Origin of the sequence: Vibrio sp. D420a, from assembly GCF_030248625.1 — a bacterium.
Lineage (GTDB): Bacteria > Pseudomonadota > Gammaproteobacteria > Enterobacterales > Vibrionaceae > Vibrio > Vibrio fortis_A.
The window spans coordinates 168435-182695 of the sequence record NZ_JAHGAN010000005.1 but is presented as its reverse complement, the minus strand read 5'-3'; the positions used below and the strand labels follow the sequence as shown (position 1 = coordinate 182695).

The following is a 14261-nucleotide window of genomic DNA, read 5'->3' as shown; positions in this document are numbered from 1 at the left end:
TGTTAACCTCAAATAATGATAAAAGTCGTGCTTTGTCGTTTTAAAAGACTTAAGCACTCTTACTCCAATTTACTGCACCTTCTGACTCGGCACGTTCAGCATCAAACACGATGTAATCAGATGCACCTTCTGCTTTCACAATTTCAACTTTACCTTTAAAGCCGACTTGGGAGAGCTTCTTGGTCAGGTGTTCAGGAGCGGTTTCAAATACCACCTTCATAAACGGCAGTTGCTCAGCATGAACAAAGCCATGCTCATTAAACAGGTCCATTGCTTGAACTAAATGGTCTGAATCGGTTAACTCAATAATTTCTACAACTTCTTCCAACAACATTTTCTATTCCATACTCGCCAGAAAGTGACTGACACGAACATCGTTCTCTGTTGCTCGTATACATTTCAATGCTTAAAAAAGCACCCCTTTAGTAGTATCGAGAGGATAACATATTTCCCGAAGTAAAATATGTTTATTTTGACCATTCCTAAGATACAAAACCGCGTACTTTTCTCTTGTTTATCAATGACAACTTTATCGGTTAACAGTCATCAACTCCGCGATTTAACCATAATTTATACCCTGTAGTCCTCTAGGTTAATTGCATTTTGTTACTTTCTTCTCAACCAAATTCAGAACAACGAGAGGACTCGACCTTGACTACCTTAACCAAATCCGTACTTGCAATGAGCGCTCTAACTGTCGCTCAAGGTGTTGCGGCAGCAGAGCAACCTAATATTCTTGCTATCTGGGCAGATGACCTAGGCTACTACAATACCAGCGCTTACAACCGTGGCATGATGGGCTACGAGACTCCAAACATCGATCGTATCGCGCACGACGGCGCTATCTTCACAGACATGTACGCACAACAATCTTGTACTGCAGGCCGAGCGGCATTTATCACTGGTCAGCACCCTTTCCGTACCGGCCTTTTGACCATTGGTATGCCGGGCTCTGACCACGGTATTCCTGACTGGGCACCAACCATCGGTGATGCGCTTAAACAAGAGGGTTACGCGACAGCACAGTTTGGTAAGAACCACTTAGGCGATCAAGACAAACACCTACCTACTAACCACGGTTTCGATGAGTTCTTCGGTAACCTTTATCACCTAAATGCTGAAGAAGAACCAGAAACCTATTTCTATCCAAAAGACCCAGAGTTCAGAAAGCAATACGGCCCACGTGGTGTTATCAAAGCCACTGCGGATGGCAAGATTGAAGACACTGGACCACTGACTCGCGCTCGTATGGAAACCATCGATGAAGATTTCACTGAAGCGGCAATCACCTTCATGGAGAAATCAGTGAAGGCAGACAAGCCATTCTTCGTTTGGTACAACTCAACTCGCATGCACGTATGGACTCGTCTCAACGATCATTACGATGGCATCACAGGTCAAGGTATCTACGCAGACGGTATGCGCCAACTGGATGACAACGTCGGCGCCTTATTGGATACGCTTGACCGTCTAGACGTCGCTGATAACACCATCGTTATCCTTTCTACCGATAACGGTGCTGAGAAATTTACTTGGCCTGATGGTGGTACGTCTCCTTTCCACGGTGAGAAAGGCACCACCTATGAGGGCGGTATGCGCGTTCCACAAATCGTGAAATGGCCAGGCGTTATCGAACCGGGCTCTGCGGTGAACGCATTAATGTCTCAAGAAGACTGGCTACCAACACTGGCAGCAGCAGCGGGTAACGACAACATTATCGACGAGCTGAAGGAAGGCGTAACACTGAATGATAAAGAGTGGCGTGTTCACCTAGACGGTTCTAACTTCAAACCATTCTTCGAAGGTAAATCGGACAAAGGCCCTCGCGAAACGATTCTATACTTCTCAGCAAACGGTGAGCTAAATGCACTGCGTTGGAATGATTGGAAAGCGAGCTTTGCGATGATGGAAGGCGACATGCAATCAGCAGTACGTCAGGCTCCAGCTTGGGCGTCAATCACTAACCTACGTATGGACCCATTCGAAACTGCAGCCAAAGAGTCCGGTATGTACACGCGCTGGATGATCGACAACATGTGGTTGTTTGTTCCAATGTCTCAAGAAGTGGCGAAGTTCATGGGTTCTCTAGAAGGCTACCCAATGCAAGCAGGTCAAGGCTTTAGTGCTGCGAACATCAACTACAACACCTTGAAGCTACAAAAGCTTGTTCAGAAGATGCAACAACAAGGCGCGAACTGATTTAGAGTTACTAAGTCAGAATTAACAATATAAAGTTACAACGCCTCGTTGAATCCTAATTAAAGCCCCACTGGGGCTTTTTTTGTGAGGCATCAATAATCTTATTGCGAAACCACGAGTGCGCCATGTCTGAATTGCGGCTCTTATGCCATACCAGATATTCAATGCCTAAGTCAGATTCAAATGGCAACGGTGACACTTGAAAGTCTTGTGATAATCCAAACTTCTCTATCACTGACTCTTGGCTAATACAGACCAAGTCAGTACCTTTCACCATGTCGAGCATTTCGAACGGTCCCGGCGCTTTGCGCGCGACTTTTCTTTTTTGAGCATACTTACTGTTTTTCATCAGTGGCGAATCTTCAGTGTTCCACATGCTGTGCACCACGTGCTTCTCTGACAAATACTCTTGCAGCGTAATACTCTCTCCTAATCGCGGATGGTTCTTATCGTAAACCACTACCATGCGTTCACTAGCTAGCGGTACACATTCTAGTGCTGGGTCACTGGTTGGTACATGTGCGATACAGAGGTCATACCGATGCTGGCGTAAGTCCAATGCGATATCACCTGTGTACAGAGGGTCAATGTTGATTCCAATATCAGGCGTCTCTTTGTAGAGCATGTCTGAGACTCGCTTCATGACCGAGTAAATCGCACCACTAATGCACGCGACATTAAACGATCGGTCAATTTTGCTTGGGTCGAATTTACGCTTGCTTGGAAATGTCGATTCAAAGGCATCGTATGCTTGCTTGATTTGTGGATAGATGTCGTAACAGAAACGACTTGGTCGGTAGCCCTCTTTGGTTTTCACAAATAAAGGATCATCGTAGGTTTCTTTGAGTCGACCTAGTGCTTTACTGACAGCAGGCTGGGAGACGCCAAAGCGCTTGGCGGTATTGGAGATAGAAAGCTCTTCCATCATCACAACAAAATAGGGAATTAAGCTAAAGTCTGTATTTTTCATGTTCTGTTCCGCATGCTCTGTTTCAAGAACGTTAGGGTGACCTGATACCTCACACCTCGATAGTCCGTTACTGAGATTGAAAGCACTCACAAATATTCTCTAACGTTAACAACGTAGAATTCCCATCACCCCTATCAATATCAAACAATGGCTAAGTTATATCGAGTATAACTCTTAGTTATGCTCCAGCTTCTTCCCCTGCGTGCACAGTAGAAAAGAAGTAGAATAGCCAATCAGAGTCAGTTCCAAATGAAAAAGCCCTAGCGAGATAAACTGGGGCTTTGGATATGCATTTTTACGATTTTTAAGGCTTATTACGCTTCAACCGCTTGTGGTTCGCTGGTTTCAACAATGGACTCATTGAGTAGCCCTGCATATACACCGTTGTGGTCAACCAATTGTCTGTGATTACCGCGTTCAATGATTTCACCTTTCTCCAGTACCAAAATCATGTCGGAGTGACGAACGGTGCTCAAGCGATGGGCAATAGCAATCACAGTCTTCTCTTTGAACAGTTTCTGCATCGCTTTTTGGATCAGATCTTCGGTAATTGAATCGACTGAACTGGTCGCCTCATCTAGCATCATCACTTGACCACCTTGCGCCACAGCGCGAGCGAACGAGAGCAGTTGAGTTTGCCCCACTGACAAGTTCGATCCGTTCTTATCAAGATGGAAGTCATACCCATTAGGTAATTGCTTAACGAATTGGTCCGCATATACATAACGCGCGGCTTGCTCAACGTGTTCACGAGAAACATGTCCTTTTCCGAGTGCGATATTAAAGTGAACACTCTCTTCGAATAGGTGTACGTCTTGCATCATCAATGAAAACAGGTGCGCTGAGTCTTCCATTGAAATATCTGACAACTCGATGCCGTTAAGTAGAATACTGCCTTCATAATTCTGATAGGTTTTCGAAATCAAACGCATGATCGTCGATTTACCAGAGCCTGTCGAACCTACCAGTGCAATCTGATGGCCTTTCTCTAAAACGAAAGAGACATCCTTTAGCACATAGGGTGCGTCCGGCTTATAACGAAAGCTAACATTCTTGAATTCCAAACTCACAAAGTCACGTAACTGCTCTTCAACTTGGTGCGACAGCAGTAGTTTTCTCCCCTGCTCCTCTGTCGGCTCAACAAATAGCTCTTCAATATGGTCAAAGGCTGCAAACGAGCTCTGAATAGAAGCGATCTGCGAGGTAAAGTCGCGAATAGGAACAAACACTTTCTCTAAAGTATTGATGAAAGCGATCAATACACCCAGAGTTAAGCTACCCTGCAGAACCTGTTCTGAACCAAACCAAATCATCAATGCGATAGTTATCGAGGTGACACCGGAGATCACCGAAAACAGAATCGCATCGTACTTATTGATCTTCTTCTGCGCTCTTAAAAACTCATCGGTATAGCCTTTGAATCTTTTCTCGACGGCTTCTTCGGCACGGTACAACTGAACGGTTTTCATGCCTAACAAGGCTTCTTGTAAAAAGCCAATTCCGCGAGCCAATGACGAACGAGTAATAAGATGCATCTGGCGCAGTTTATTACGGACAAACACAGTCAAATACGTCACTGGCGGCATCACCACTAATACAATCAAAGTGAGCTTCCAATCGATGTAAAACATCATCCCAATCAAAGCGAGCGTATTGAGCGTGTCTTTTACCAAACCGACCACAGATTGAATGAAGGTTTCACCAATGGTTTCAAGGTCGCTGGTTAGACGTGACAGCGTGATGCCAATCGGTGTGTTATCAAAGTAGCTACGTGGCAGTTTAAGAACACGAGCAAACAGCACCGATCGCATATCTGTGATGGTCAGCTGCCCTGTCTTTCTGAGGTTGTAAGAGTAAGTCGTATCGACCACATAGCTGACAATCAGTACCGCGACCAGATAGAACACATATTCCAGCAAGCCATCGATATTGCCATTGCTCAATTGAACGTCGATGACTTGAATGATCAGCCACGGAAACAACAAGCTCGTGATAATGGTGAGCGGCAACATCGCAATACCAATAAATGCGGTGCGTTTGTACTTCTTCGCAAACTGCAGGAAGTGTTTGAGATATTGAATATCAACGCCTTTTAACATGCCGCTGCCTCCGCTTCATTTTGCTGTAATTGCCACGTCTCATAGTAGTAAGGACATGTTTTTAGCAGAGTTGTATGATCACCTTTAGCGATCACTTTTCCTTGATTCAAGACGATGATCTCGTCCATATACTCTAGTGCGTTGACACGATGTGAAACCACCAGCACCGATTGATTCTCTAAGCGTTTAAACAGCCCTTCTAGAATCTTTCTTTCGGTTTCATAATCGACAGCTGAGAGGACGTTATCCATGATGATCAGGTCAGCAGGCTCTAATAGTGCTCGCGCAATACTCAAGCGTTGCTTCTGCCCGCCAGATAGCATAATGCCCTTCTCTCCCACCAAGGTTTGGTCACCCATTTCAAGACGTGCTACATCATTTGCTAGCTGGCTAAGGTTCAACACTTCATCTACTTGTTCTTTAGCAATGTCAGCCTGAGTGCTGCCAAATCGAATGTTCTCTTCTACCGTAGCTGAAAACAGGTATGGGTCTTGAGTCACGGTTTTAACGTAGCGGCGCAAATCGTTGCGCGAAAACTCAGTGATGTCTTTGTCGCCCAGAAACACACTCCCAGTTACCACATCTAAATGATGATTCAAGCAGTTAACCAGTGTCGTTTTACCAGAGCCAATACTACCGAGTACCCCTACTTTTTTGCCTGCCGGAATATCAAAGCTGATGTCATCCAACACCAAGCGCTCTTCACCTTCGTATTGATAACTGAGGTTTCTTACTGACAGCGTTTGGCCTTTCAGTGCTTCAACTTCATCGGTAGTTAACGTCGTTTCATCCCGTTCAGGCACCTTCGCATTCAAAATGGTTTGTGCACTGGTGATGCCCACAATGCCACGCTGGTAAATGGTCGCAATACGCCCGAGCTGCATCAGTGGCATGGCTAACAGTACCGAATAAGTTAAGAAAGCAGTGATTTCACCAAGCGTAAGCTCTTGATTAACAAGCATGTAGCCACCTAAACCAAGAATCAGGATCTTCATTAGGTCATTGGCATAATCTAAAACAGGCATAAAGAACACTTGAATGCGTGTGATCTTGATTCTGCATTGCAACAACATCTGGTTAAGCTTCTCAGTCTCTGCTCTCACCCACGGTGACATTTGTTGGCTCTTTATCAAATCGATGCCCGATAGGTAACTCATCAACTGTGCAGACAAGTTCTGTAATCGCTTCATATGCTCCATATGCAGTGATTTCATTCTCACAAAACCCACGCGGAAGATAACGAATGCAATCATGATCGGAATCACTGAGTACATGGTGAGTTCGGGCGAAATGCGCCACATCCACAAAGGCGTTAAAGACAGCGCTAACAATGCGTTGAAAAACTGCAAAAAACCAACACCAAACAACAAGCGTACGCCTTGCAAGTCATTGTTAATGATTGAAATTAAACGCCCTGACGCAAACTGAGAATGGAAACTGTTTGGTAACCGATTGAGCTTTTCCAACAGTGTATTTTTGAGAGAAGCTTCGGTTATACGCCCCGGATTAAGCGCATAGATACGCGACCAAATTCGCACAATGATCATCGACACCGACATCACCACGATGATCGCAATATACGTTTTCAGCTGATCATGACCAGCCACCGATGCATCATCGATAAGATCAATCGCCAACTGGATGTAGCGAGGGATTTCAACCTGCAGCCAGTTAACGAGAAATATGAAAACAATCGCAAGTAGGTAAGACTTACGATTCAAACGCAGGTAGTGCGCGAAAAACTGAGACTTAGTCATATAGGTCTTTCTTTGAGCCTTTTGGGGAGCGTTATCAACCAGTGTCGATGAGGGTTAACGTTTACAGTACAAAGGTAACCCAAAAGCAACTAGTTGACAAGGTCAACTATAATTAAAATCCCAAATAGGCTTAAGATGATCCAAGTTCTGCTTTTCATCGCTAAGTATTCAGCAATGACGTTAAGTAGCTGCCAACAAACGTTGAACTCATACAAAACCCTCAGTTGTTATGATATAACATTACTAAATATTATTATCCCACAGTGCTGGCTATCTTGGTCAATACTGTTTTCAAACGCAGTAACATTTGGAACATCACGCTCATGGACAAACTAAATCGCGTTCTACTGGTTGCGGGTACACATGGCAACGAGTTAACAGGAATCTATCTACAAAAGCTCATAAAAGACCGTTTATATAACGCAGATCGCGCGACATTTTCAGTGCTATCGATGATAGGAAACCCAGAAGCCGTTAAAAAGAACGTGCGTTTCATCGACGACGATCTCAATCGTCAGTTTGCAATAAAGAACAGCGATGACAGCGAAGCGAATGCTGAACAAACACTTGCGCAAAAAATCGTGTCGATGCATTCAGACAACAATAAGCAGCTGATTGTTGACCTTCACAATACCACCAGCAACATGGGGGCAACCTTAATCTTGCTTTCAAACGACCCTTTCTATGAAAAGATGGGCGCGTATGTGAAACAACGTATGCCAGAATCTAATATTCTGTTTGAAGATCGCAAACCTTGGCAGGATCAACCATACCTTTGCACCACAGGTCAGCATGGCATCATGATTGAAGTTGGCGCTCAAGCACATGGTTCATTAACCTACAATTCATTAGAGCTAATGAAACAGATGCTGACCTTGGTACTAGATTATGTCGAAAAACATAATTTAGATCAGGTTGGAGAAGTAGAAAACTACGACGCCTATTACTACCTCGAAGAGGTTCAAATCCCACTTGATCACGACGGCATGCGCGCAGCAACCGTGCACCCAACAATATGCGGGCGCGACTTTGAAGTAGTTAAGCAAGGTGATCCGATACTGGCTACGTTCTTCGGATACGATGTACTTTGGGAGAGCGAAAAAGAGGTCTACCCGCACTTTATTAACGAAAGTGCCTATAGCGCAGCGAATATCGCGATGGCATTGGCGGAAAAGAAAAAGGTCATTGTGGCTTAATAATTTGTGCAACCACACGATACTCTGACGAATACTGTTGCTAGCTAGCCTCAAGCTCGAACCTTCTAAAAAACAAAAGCCCCTAAAACACAATGAAGCGTTTAAGGGGCTCATTTTTAACCACCTACAATAGGCAGTTTGGCAAACCGTTGGCTCTAAGCACTCAAGCAGCTCAGCAATCTGCTCTCTAATTCTGCATCCATTTCTGTCGCTATCACCTCTATACGGCTTTCGCTGCAATCATCCAACTCAGTCTCCGTCAGGCCGTCTGCTGTTTGGTTGTAACCAAAAATGCCGTCTTGGGTGATAAACACGGCTTTCATGCGCTCTGCATCGATCGTCAACAACAGTTTAACAACGGCTTCGCGTTCAAATACCTTGTCTGCAGAGAAACGCCATCCCTCACTGTGAAAACCTTCACCACTGTTGCTGGCTTTAATAACACCCTCTTCTGGCATTGGTAACTCCGAGGCTAATGGCTTGCTGTGGCCGTGATGATGATGGTGATGTTCATGAGTGTGCGCTTGAGTATCGCCATCAAATTCATGCTGAGCAATTTCACCGTGCTCCGCAAAAACGACTCTGGTGTCAGGTTTTGCCACCTTAGCAACGTATGTTTGTAATTTCTCTCGGTCGCCGTCTTGGTACAGATCAATTTTATTACCGACAACGGTATCAGCGATGGCAATTTGCTGATTGAATGTATCGTGCTCAGTGTAACGAGGATCTGCAAGTTTACGTGCATCAACCAAGGTAATGTTCTTTTGAAGCGATAGTACCGTGCGATAGTGCTCAGATGATAAGACCTGCAATACTTCTTTTGGATGACCCAAACCAGTCGGTTCAATCAACAGACGATCAGGCTTTGCTTCAGTGAGCAGTTGATTAAGCGCGATCTGCATAGGTAAACCAGCCGCACAGCACATACACCCACCTGGGACTTCACGAATAAACACCGATTGAGCGTCAGGCTTCTGTCCCTGTATCAGGCTGCCATCCACACCTATCTCACCAAACTCATTAACCAGCACTGCCCATTTCTCGCCTTCCGGTTTGTGCTTCATTAAGTTAAGGATGGCAGTGGTTTTTCCCACCCCAAGGAAGCCAGTAATAATATTGGTGGGCACTCCAGAAATAGAAGCTTGTTTAGAGCTCATTGGCGATTCTCCTATAGCCTTGAACAAGGGTGTGATTCGCTGAGACAACCGATTCAGAAAACGCCGAATACTCTGGCGGCACCTTAGAGATACTGTTTAAGTCAAATTCAGCACCAATATTTGTCATCGGCGGCACATGGAAACTCTCTGGAAGGTCTCTTCCATCAACCACGCAGTTATGGCGGATCACACAACCTTTACCAATAACAGTATTGAACACCACGGAGTTGAAACCAATAAAAACGTCGTCGCTCACTTCACAAGGTCCGTGAATAATTGAGCGGTGGGCAATAGAAGAGCGTTCGCCAATGGTGACCGCCGCTCCCACTTTCGAATGAATCACAACCCCATCTTGGATGTTGGTATCGCGCTTGATGACAATCGCTTCCATATCACCTTCTTCATTCACCTCGTCAGCACGAATCACAGCGTATGGGCCAATAAATACATTCTCTTCGATAATAACCTTACCGCAGATGATGGCTGTAGGGTCGATAAATGCCTTTTCAGAGACTTGCGGCATATGACCGCTTGGATTTCTTCTTAACATACTACTTACTCACAACAACAGGTTTTGAAACTTAAACTATCTCTCAAATGCTAGGCGCATCGCTTTAACTGGTTGGTCAGTCACGGTTTGGTTCTCATACACAAGTTGACCGTTGACCCAAGTGCCATCAATACGTGAAGAGAAAGTATGTCCAGCGAAAGGCGTCCAACCACAATGATATAAGCTGTTTTCGTGGGTCACTTCTGTTGAAGATTCAATATCGACAAGCACCAAGTCAGCAAAGTACCCCTCTCGGATGAATCCACGATCTTTAATGCCGTAACGGATAGATGGGTTGTGAGCCGTTTTTTGAACGACCTGCGCAATCGTCATACGCTCGCTATTGACGTGATCGAACAGAGTCAACAATGCGTGCTGTACAAGCGGTAAACCCGCTGGTGCTTGCTCATAAGGAACCTGTTTTTCTTCCCAAGTGTGAGGCGCGTGATCAGTCGCAATAATATCGATTTGGCCCGTCTGAAGAGCCGCTACGATCGCATCTCGATCGCTAGGGTATTTCACAGCAGGGTTACATTTAATCTGGTTGCCTAACGTGGCGTAGTCTTCGTTGCTGAACCAAAGGTGGTGCACACACGCTTCAGCGGTGATGTTTTTGCCCTCAATCGGTCCTTTGTCAAACAGAGCGAGCTCTTTCTCAGTCGTAATGTGTAAAACATGCAGCTGACTGTTGTGCTTCTTAGCTAAACCAACCGCGTAAGAAGAAGACGCATAACACGCCTCGTCATCTCTTAGCACTGGATGATCATCTATTTCCAATGTCGCTTTTGACTGTTTAAGCTTGTCTAGGTTTTTCTGGATTACCGGACCACTCTCACAGTGGGTAACGATAAGCACAGGGGAATCACCGAAGATCGCTTCCAAAGCATCCGGAGCCTCCACTAGTAAGTTACCTGTCGATGCACCCATAAACACTTTCACGCCACAGTGAATCGCTGGATCTAGTCGCTTGATCTGTTCTAAGTTGTCCTCCGTTGCACCCAAGTAGAAGGAGTAGTTTGCTAACGAGCGCTCTTCTGCGATAGCGAACTTTTTCTCTAGCGCTTCAATCGTGGTCGTCGCAGGGTTTACATTCGGCATCTCCATGTAACTGGTGATACCTCCAGCTACCGCAGCGCGAGATTCTGAAGCAATGGAGCCTTTGTTGGTTAAACCTGGCTCGCGAAAGTGCGCTTGGTCATCAATCATTCCCGGAATAAGAAAACGACCTTTTGCATCAATAATTGAGTCATCAGGATGCGCCTCAATCCCCTTTGCGATCCTATCAATGCGTTGACCAACAATTCTCACGTCAGTCTCAATAACCACCCCTTCATTCACCACTTGGGCATTTTTGATCAGCGTTGCAGACATAGTATTTAACAAGCTCCTTGTCATTGTTAAAGGTTGGGTTGCAATGACCACTAGACTATTGGTGCCCCTCTTCAAGACAACAAAGGTGCTAACGCTCAATTTAATGTTACGTTATAACATAACCAATATAAGGTTGTAACTCTTTGTATGGTTTATTGATGAGCTTATTAGTGAGCTTTAATAGTCATTCCTATCGAGACTATGGACAGTCAGACCGCCCTCACAGTGACCCCATTAAATCCCAAGAAAAATGTGATCTTATTTACACATAGGGCGATCAAGCCTTTTTCTTGTTTCAATGATAACTATTATGTATGACAATATTACATAATAAGAGTACCAATAATGAACAAAAGAACCCTAATTGCTGCATCAGTACTGTTGTCTATGCCTTTAGCTGCTATGGCTGAAGTGATTAACAATGGCGTATCCCACGCCGTCCCTGCCGATAAGTTTGACATGCGAAACTGGAAGATCACGATTCCTTCTGACATCAATGAAGATGGGCGCATCGACGAGATCGAAGGCGTCGCAATGATGAGCTACTCTCATGAGGACTTTTTCTTCCTGAACGAAGATGGACACCTTGTGTTTGAGGTACACAACAAGGCGATCACAACCAAGAACTCAAAGAACGCTCGTTCGGAACTACGCCAAATGCCGCGCGGCGCTAACTTTGACAACATTCTTACCGACGGCAAACTCAATCAATGGGCACTCTCTAGCCACCCTCAAGCGGATGAGTACAGCGCCGTTGGCGGAACACTCGAGGCGACTCTAAAAGTTGATCATGTATCCATCAATGCTAAACACCCTGAGAAGTACCCTGCACACTCTGTAGTAGTGGGTCAGATCCACGCCAAGAAACACAATGAACTCATCAAAGCAAAAACAGGCTATGGGCACGGAAACGAACCATTAAAAATCTTCTATAAAAAATTTCCGGGCCACGAGTACGGCTCTGTATTCTGGAACTACGAGCGTAACCTAGCGAAGAAAGATCCAAACCGTGCTGATATCGCTTATCCAGTTTGGGGGAACACTTGGGAGAACCAACAAGAACCGGGCAAGGCAGGCATCAAGTTGGGTGAAGAGTTTAGCTACCGCGTCGAAGTGAAAGAGACCATGATGTATCTAACCTTTGAAACCGCACGTCATGACACGGTGAAATACGAAATTGACCTAAGCAAAGGGATTGATGAGAAAGACTTCCCTACAGGTTACGCTGAAGATGACTTCTACTTTAAAGCCGGCGCGTACGGTCAGTGTAGCGTGAACGATTCCCATCCAATTTGGGGACCGGGTTGTGCAGGTACAGGTGACTTCGCAACAGACAAGAAGAATGGTGACTACAACAGCGTGACCTTCTCAGCGTTGAAGTTAAACGGAAAATAACGCTCTATTTAGTGTCATAGAACAAAAATGACCTTCAAACACGATGGCTTGAAGGTCATTATCAATGCGATTATATGAGTTGATGATGAAGGCTTTAGTCAGTATTTTTCTAATCGAACAATCCGGTCACAGGTTGCATTGAATAGTAACAAGCTCGCGCTATACCTTGCTCAGAGACCAACTGTAGATCATCAATGAAGAAACGACTGGTCATAGTATGTCTACCGCCATTGATGAAAATCTCCATCACCGAATTATCAACATAGACGTCAATCACCTGCCTTTTGCTCAACCTCGGTGCTTTTCTCACATCTCCAAATTCTTGAGCATAGTTCTGAGACATTTGGCCGCGAGCGAGAGTAAATTCATTTTCGTCAGCACTAAAGGTTACCTTGTCGCCACGCCCATTTCTTAACTCTAAAGCAAACTCATCAGTGTCGAGTTCCAAACGAAGCATAAAGCTTGTTTGATTCAACACATGTGCTCCAGAGAAGACTTCTCCCTCCCCTTTCAACTCATCGAGTTCAGTGAGAGTTGATTGAATTAAGTAGCCCCCTTCCAAACGTAGTTCACGTGGTAATGACAGCATACCTGCCCACTGATTCTTTACCGATGGCGCGTCGATGTCAGGTAACCCAATCCAAGCAATCAAAATACGGCGACCTTGTTCATCTAAATAGGTCTGAGGTGCATAGAAATCAAAGCCATAGTCAGGTTGAATGATATCTTGGTGTCCTTCAAGTTCCATTGACTCAAGGTTCAATCTGTCACCAACAATATAGGCGACCGAGTAAATATTTTTAAAATCGTAAGCATTGCTGGATGACACACCTTGTGGAGAAAACAGCATGATTGATTTGCCATCAATTTCAAAAAAATCAGGACATTCCCACATGTAACCGAAATCTTGGTAACGAGTTTTTATCGGCCCTTTATGCTGCCAAGTCTTTAAATCTGAACTTTGATAAAGCACCATTGAGCCACGTTCATCTGGAGTTTGAGCGCCCACGACCATGAAGTACTGGTCATCCTTTTTCCATACCTTAGGGTCTCGAAAATGCTCAGTGTAGTGATCATTTTCAATAATCACGCCCTGCTTCTCGATCGTACCTTCTGCCGTCATGGTTGCGAAACACTGCGTAGGCTCTCGGATCCAGTCTTGGTCGCGTCTATTACCTGTGAAGAAAAGCAAGGCTTGCTCGTTATCGACAAGCGCTCCGCCCGAATAGACACCGTGTGAGTCGTAATCATCACCAGGCTCTAGGCCTACTCCGTGATCGGTAAAATGGACAAAATCTTTGGTTGATACGTGGTACCAATATTTCATGCCATGAACAGGGCCAACCGGAGTCCATTGATAGAAGATGTGGTGTTCGCCGTTGAAATAACAAAGACCATTTGGATCGTTCAGTAAGCCAAATTTTGGGGCAATGTGATAACTAGGAAAGCCAGCATCCGTAACGCGAGCACTCTCCATTTCAGCCACTTCTTGCGATGTAATCTGTTCTAAACGGCGATACCTTTGTTCCACAGTCCAATTACTATTTGCATTCATGCATTGTTCTCT

General features: G+C 45.0%; 11 protein-coding genes. 3 read left to right on the top strand and 8 right to left on the bottom strand.

The annotated features are described in order from the left end of the window. Window positions 1-49: 49 nt before the first annotated feature. A complete protein-coding gene (locus tag KI743_RS06330; RefSeq protein ID WP_032550326.1) occupies window positions 50-334 on the bottom strand; it encodes a hypothetical protein in 285 nt (94 codons plus the stop codon). Window positions 335-681: 347 nt separating this feature from the next. Here KI743_RS06330 and KI743_RS06325 point away from each other — a divergent pair, with 347 nt between their 5' ends. Beyond that, the gene (locus KI743_RS06325) at window positions 682-2199 is read left to right on the top strand and encodes an arylsulfatase (RefSeq protein ID WP_285465681.1); all 1518 of its coding nucleotides are present in this window, start codon (window positions 682-684) and stop codon (window positions 2197-2199) included. 55 nt (window positions 2200-2254) lie between these two features. On the opposite strand, the gene KI743_RS06320 is transcribed toward KI743_RS06325, so the two are convergent. The 3 genes from KI743_RS06320 to KI743_RS06310 form a co-directional block, all read right to left on the bottom strand. After that, window positions 2255-3259 (bottom strand): LysR family transcriptional regulator, encoded by a 1005-nt coding sequence (locus KI743_RS06320; protein WP_285465618.1) that lies wholly within the window; start codon window positions 3257-3259, stop codon window positions 2255-2257. A 224-nt stretch (window positions 3260-3483) separates the two neighbouring features. Further along, window positions 3484-5268: an ABC transporter ATP-binding protein gene (locus KI743_RS06315; RefSeq protein WP_285465617.1), complete on the bottom strand. Its 1785-nt coding sequence runs from the start codon at window positions 5266-5268 to the stop codon at window positions 3484-3486. Beyond that, window positions 5262-7025, bottom strand: coding sequence for an ABC transporter ATP-binding protein (locus tag KI743_RS06310; RefSeq protein ID WP_285465616.1), 1764 nt, complete (start codon window positions 7023-7025; stop codon window positions 5262-5264). Before KI743_RS06310 ends, KI743_RS06315 begins: the two co-directional genes overlap by 7 nt. A gap of 323 nt (window positions 7026-7348) precedes the next feature. Here KI743_RS06310 and KI743_RS06305 point away from each other — a divergent pair, with 323 nt between their 5' ends. Further along, on the top strand, window positions 7349-8221 hold the full coding sequence (locus tag KI743_RS06305) for an aspartoacylase (protein WP_285465615.1): 873 nt from the start codon (window positions 7349-7351) through the stop codon (window positions 8219-8221). A gap of 155 nt (window positions 8222-8376) precedes the next feature. Here KI743_RS06305 and KI743_RS06300 read toward each other — a convergent pair whose 3' ends face one another. From KI743_RS06300 to KI743_RS06290, 3 genes are read right to left on the bottom strand one after another with little or no spacing between them, the layout of a single operon-like run. After that, window positions 8377-9378, bottom strand: coding sequence for a GTP-binding protein (locus tag KI743_RS06300; RefSeq protein WP_285465614.1), 1002 nt, complete (start codon window positions 9376-9378; stop codon window positions 8377-8379). Beyond that, window positions 9368-9928, bottom strand: coding sequence for a carbonate dehydratase (locus KI743_RS06295; RefSeq protein ID WP_285465613.1), 561 nt, complete (start codon window positions 9926-9928; stop codon window positions 9368-9370). The genes KI743_RS06300 and KI743_RS06295 overlap by 11 nt, the downstream gene beginning before the upstream one ends. Before the next feature lie 36 nt (window positions 9929-9964). Further along, window positions 9965-11299 carry a dihydroorotase gene (locus KI743_RS06290; protein WP_285465612.1) on the bottom strand — a complete coding sequence of 445 codons (1335 nt, stop codon included), beginning with the start codon at window positions 11297-11299 and terminating at the stop codon, window positions 9965-9967. A 387-nt stretch (window positions 11300-11686) separates the two neighbouring features. Between KI743_RS06290 and KI743_RS06285 the strand changes: the two genes are divergently transcribed. Beyond that, complete coding sequence (locus KI743_RS06285) at window positions 11687-12694, top strand: polysaccharide lyase family 7 protein (RefSeq protein WP_373417819.1); 1008 nt, start codon at window positions 11687-11689, stop codon at window positions 12692-12694. Window positions 12695-12803: 109 nt separating this feature from the next. Here KI743_RS06285 and KI743_RS06280 read toward each other — a convergent pair whose 3' ends face one another. Next, a complete protein-coding gene (locus KI743_RS06280) occupies window positions 12804-14249 on the bottom strand; it encodes a sucrose-6-phosphate hydrolase (protein WP_285465610.1) in 1446 nt (481 codons plus the stop codon). Between the last annotated feature and the right edge of the window lie 12 nt (window positions 14250-14261).

What these genes read in the sequence shown, in the direction of transcription:
- KI743_RS06290 (WP_285465612.1), bottom strand. Translation starts at nt 11,299, where the DNA reads ATGTCTGCAACGCTGATCAAAAATGCCCAAGTGGTGAATGAAGGGGTG.
- KI743_RS06305 (WP_285465615.1), top strand. Translation starts at nt 7,349, where the DNA reads ATGGACAAACTAAATCGCGTTCTACTGGTTGCGGGTACACATGGCAAC.
- KI743_RS06310 (WP_285465616.1), bottom strand. Translation starts at nt 7,025, where the DNA reads ATGACTAAGTCTCAGTTTTTCGCGCACTACCTGCGTTTGAATCGTAAG.
- KI743_RS06285 (WP_373417819.1), top strand. Translation starts at nt 11,687, where the DNA reads ATGCCTTTAGCTGCTATGGCTGAAGTGATTAACAATGGCGTATCCCAC.
- KI743_RS06295 (WP_285465613.1), bottom strand. Translation starts at nt 9,928, where the DNA reads ATGTTAAGAAGAAATCCAAGCGGTCATATGCCGCAAGTCTCTGAAAAG.
- KI743_RS06315 (WP_285465617.1), bottom strand. Translation starts at nt 5,268, where the DNA reads ATGTTAAAAGGCGTTGATATTCAATATCTCAAACACTTCCTGCAGTTT.
- KI743_RS06325 (WP_285465681.1), top strand. Translation starts at nt 682, where the DNA reads ATGAGCGCTCTAACTGTCGCTCAAGGTGTTGCGGCAGCAGAGCAACCT.
- KI743_RS06280 (WP_285465610.1), bottom strand. Translation starts at nt 14,249, where the DNA reads ATGAATGCAAATAGTAATTGGACTGTGGAACAAAGGTATCGCCGTTTA.
- KI743_RS06330 (WP_032550326.1), bottom strand. Translation starts at nt 334, where the DNA reads ATGTTGTTGGAAGAAGTTGTAGAAATTATTGAGTTAACCGATTCAGAC.
- KI743_RS06300 (WP_285465614.1), bottom strand. Translation starts at nt 9,378, where the DNA reads ATGAGCTCTAAACAAGCTTCTATTTCTGGAGTGCCCACCAATATTATT.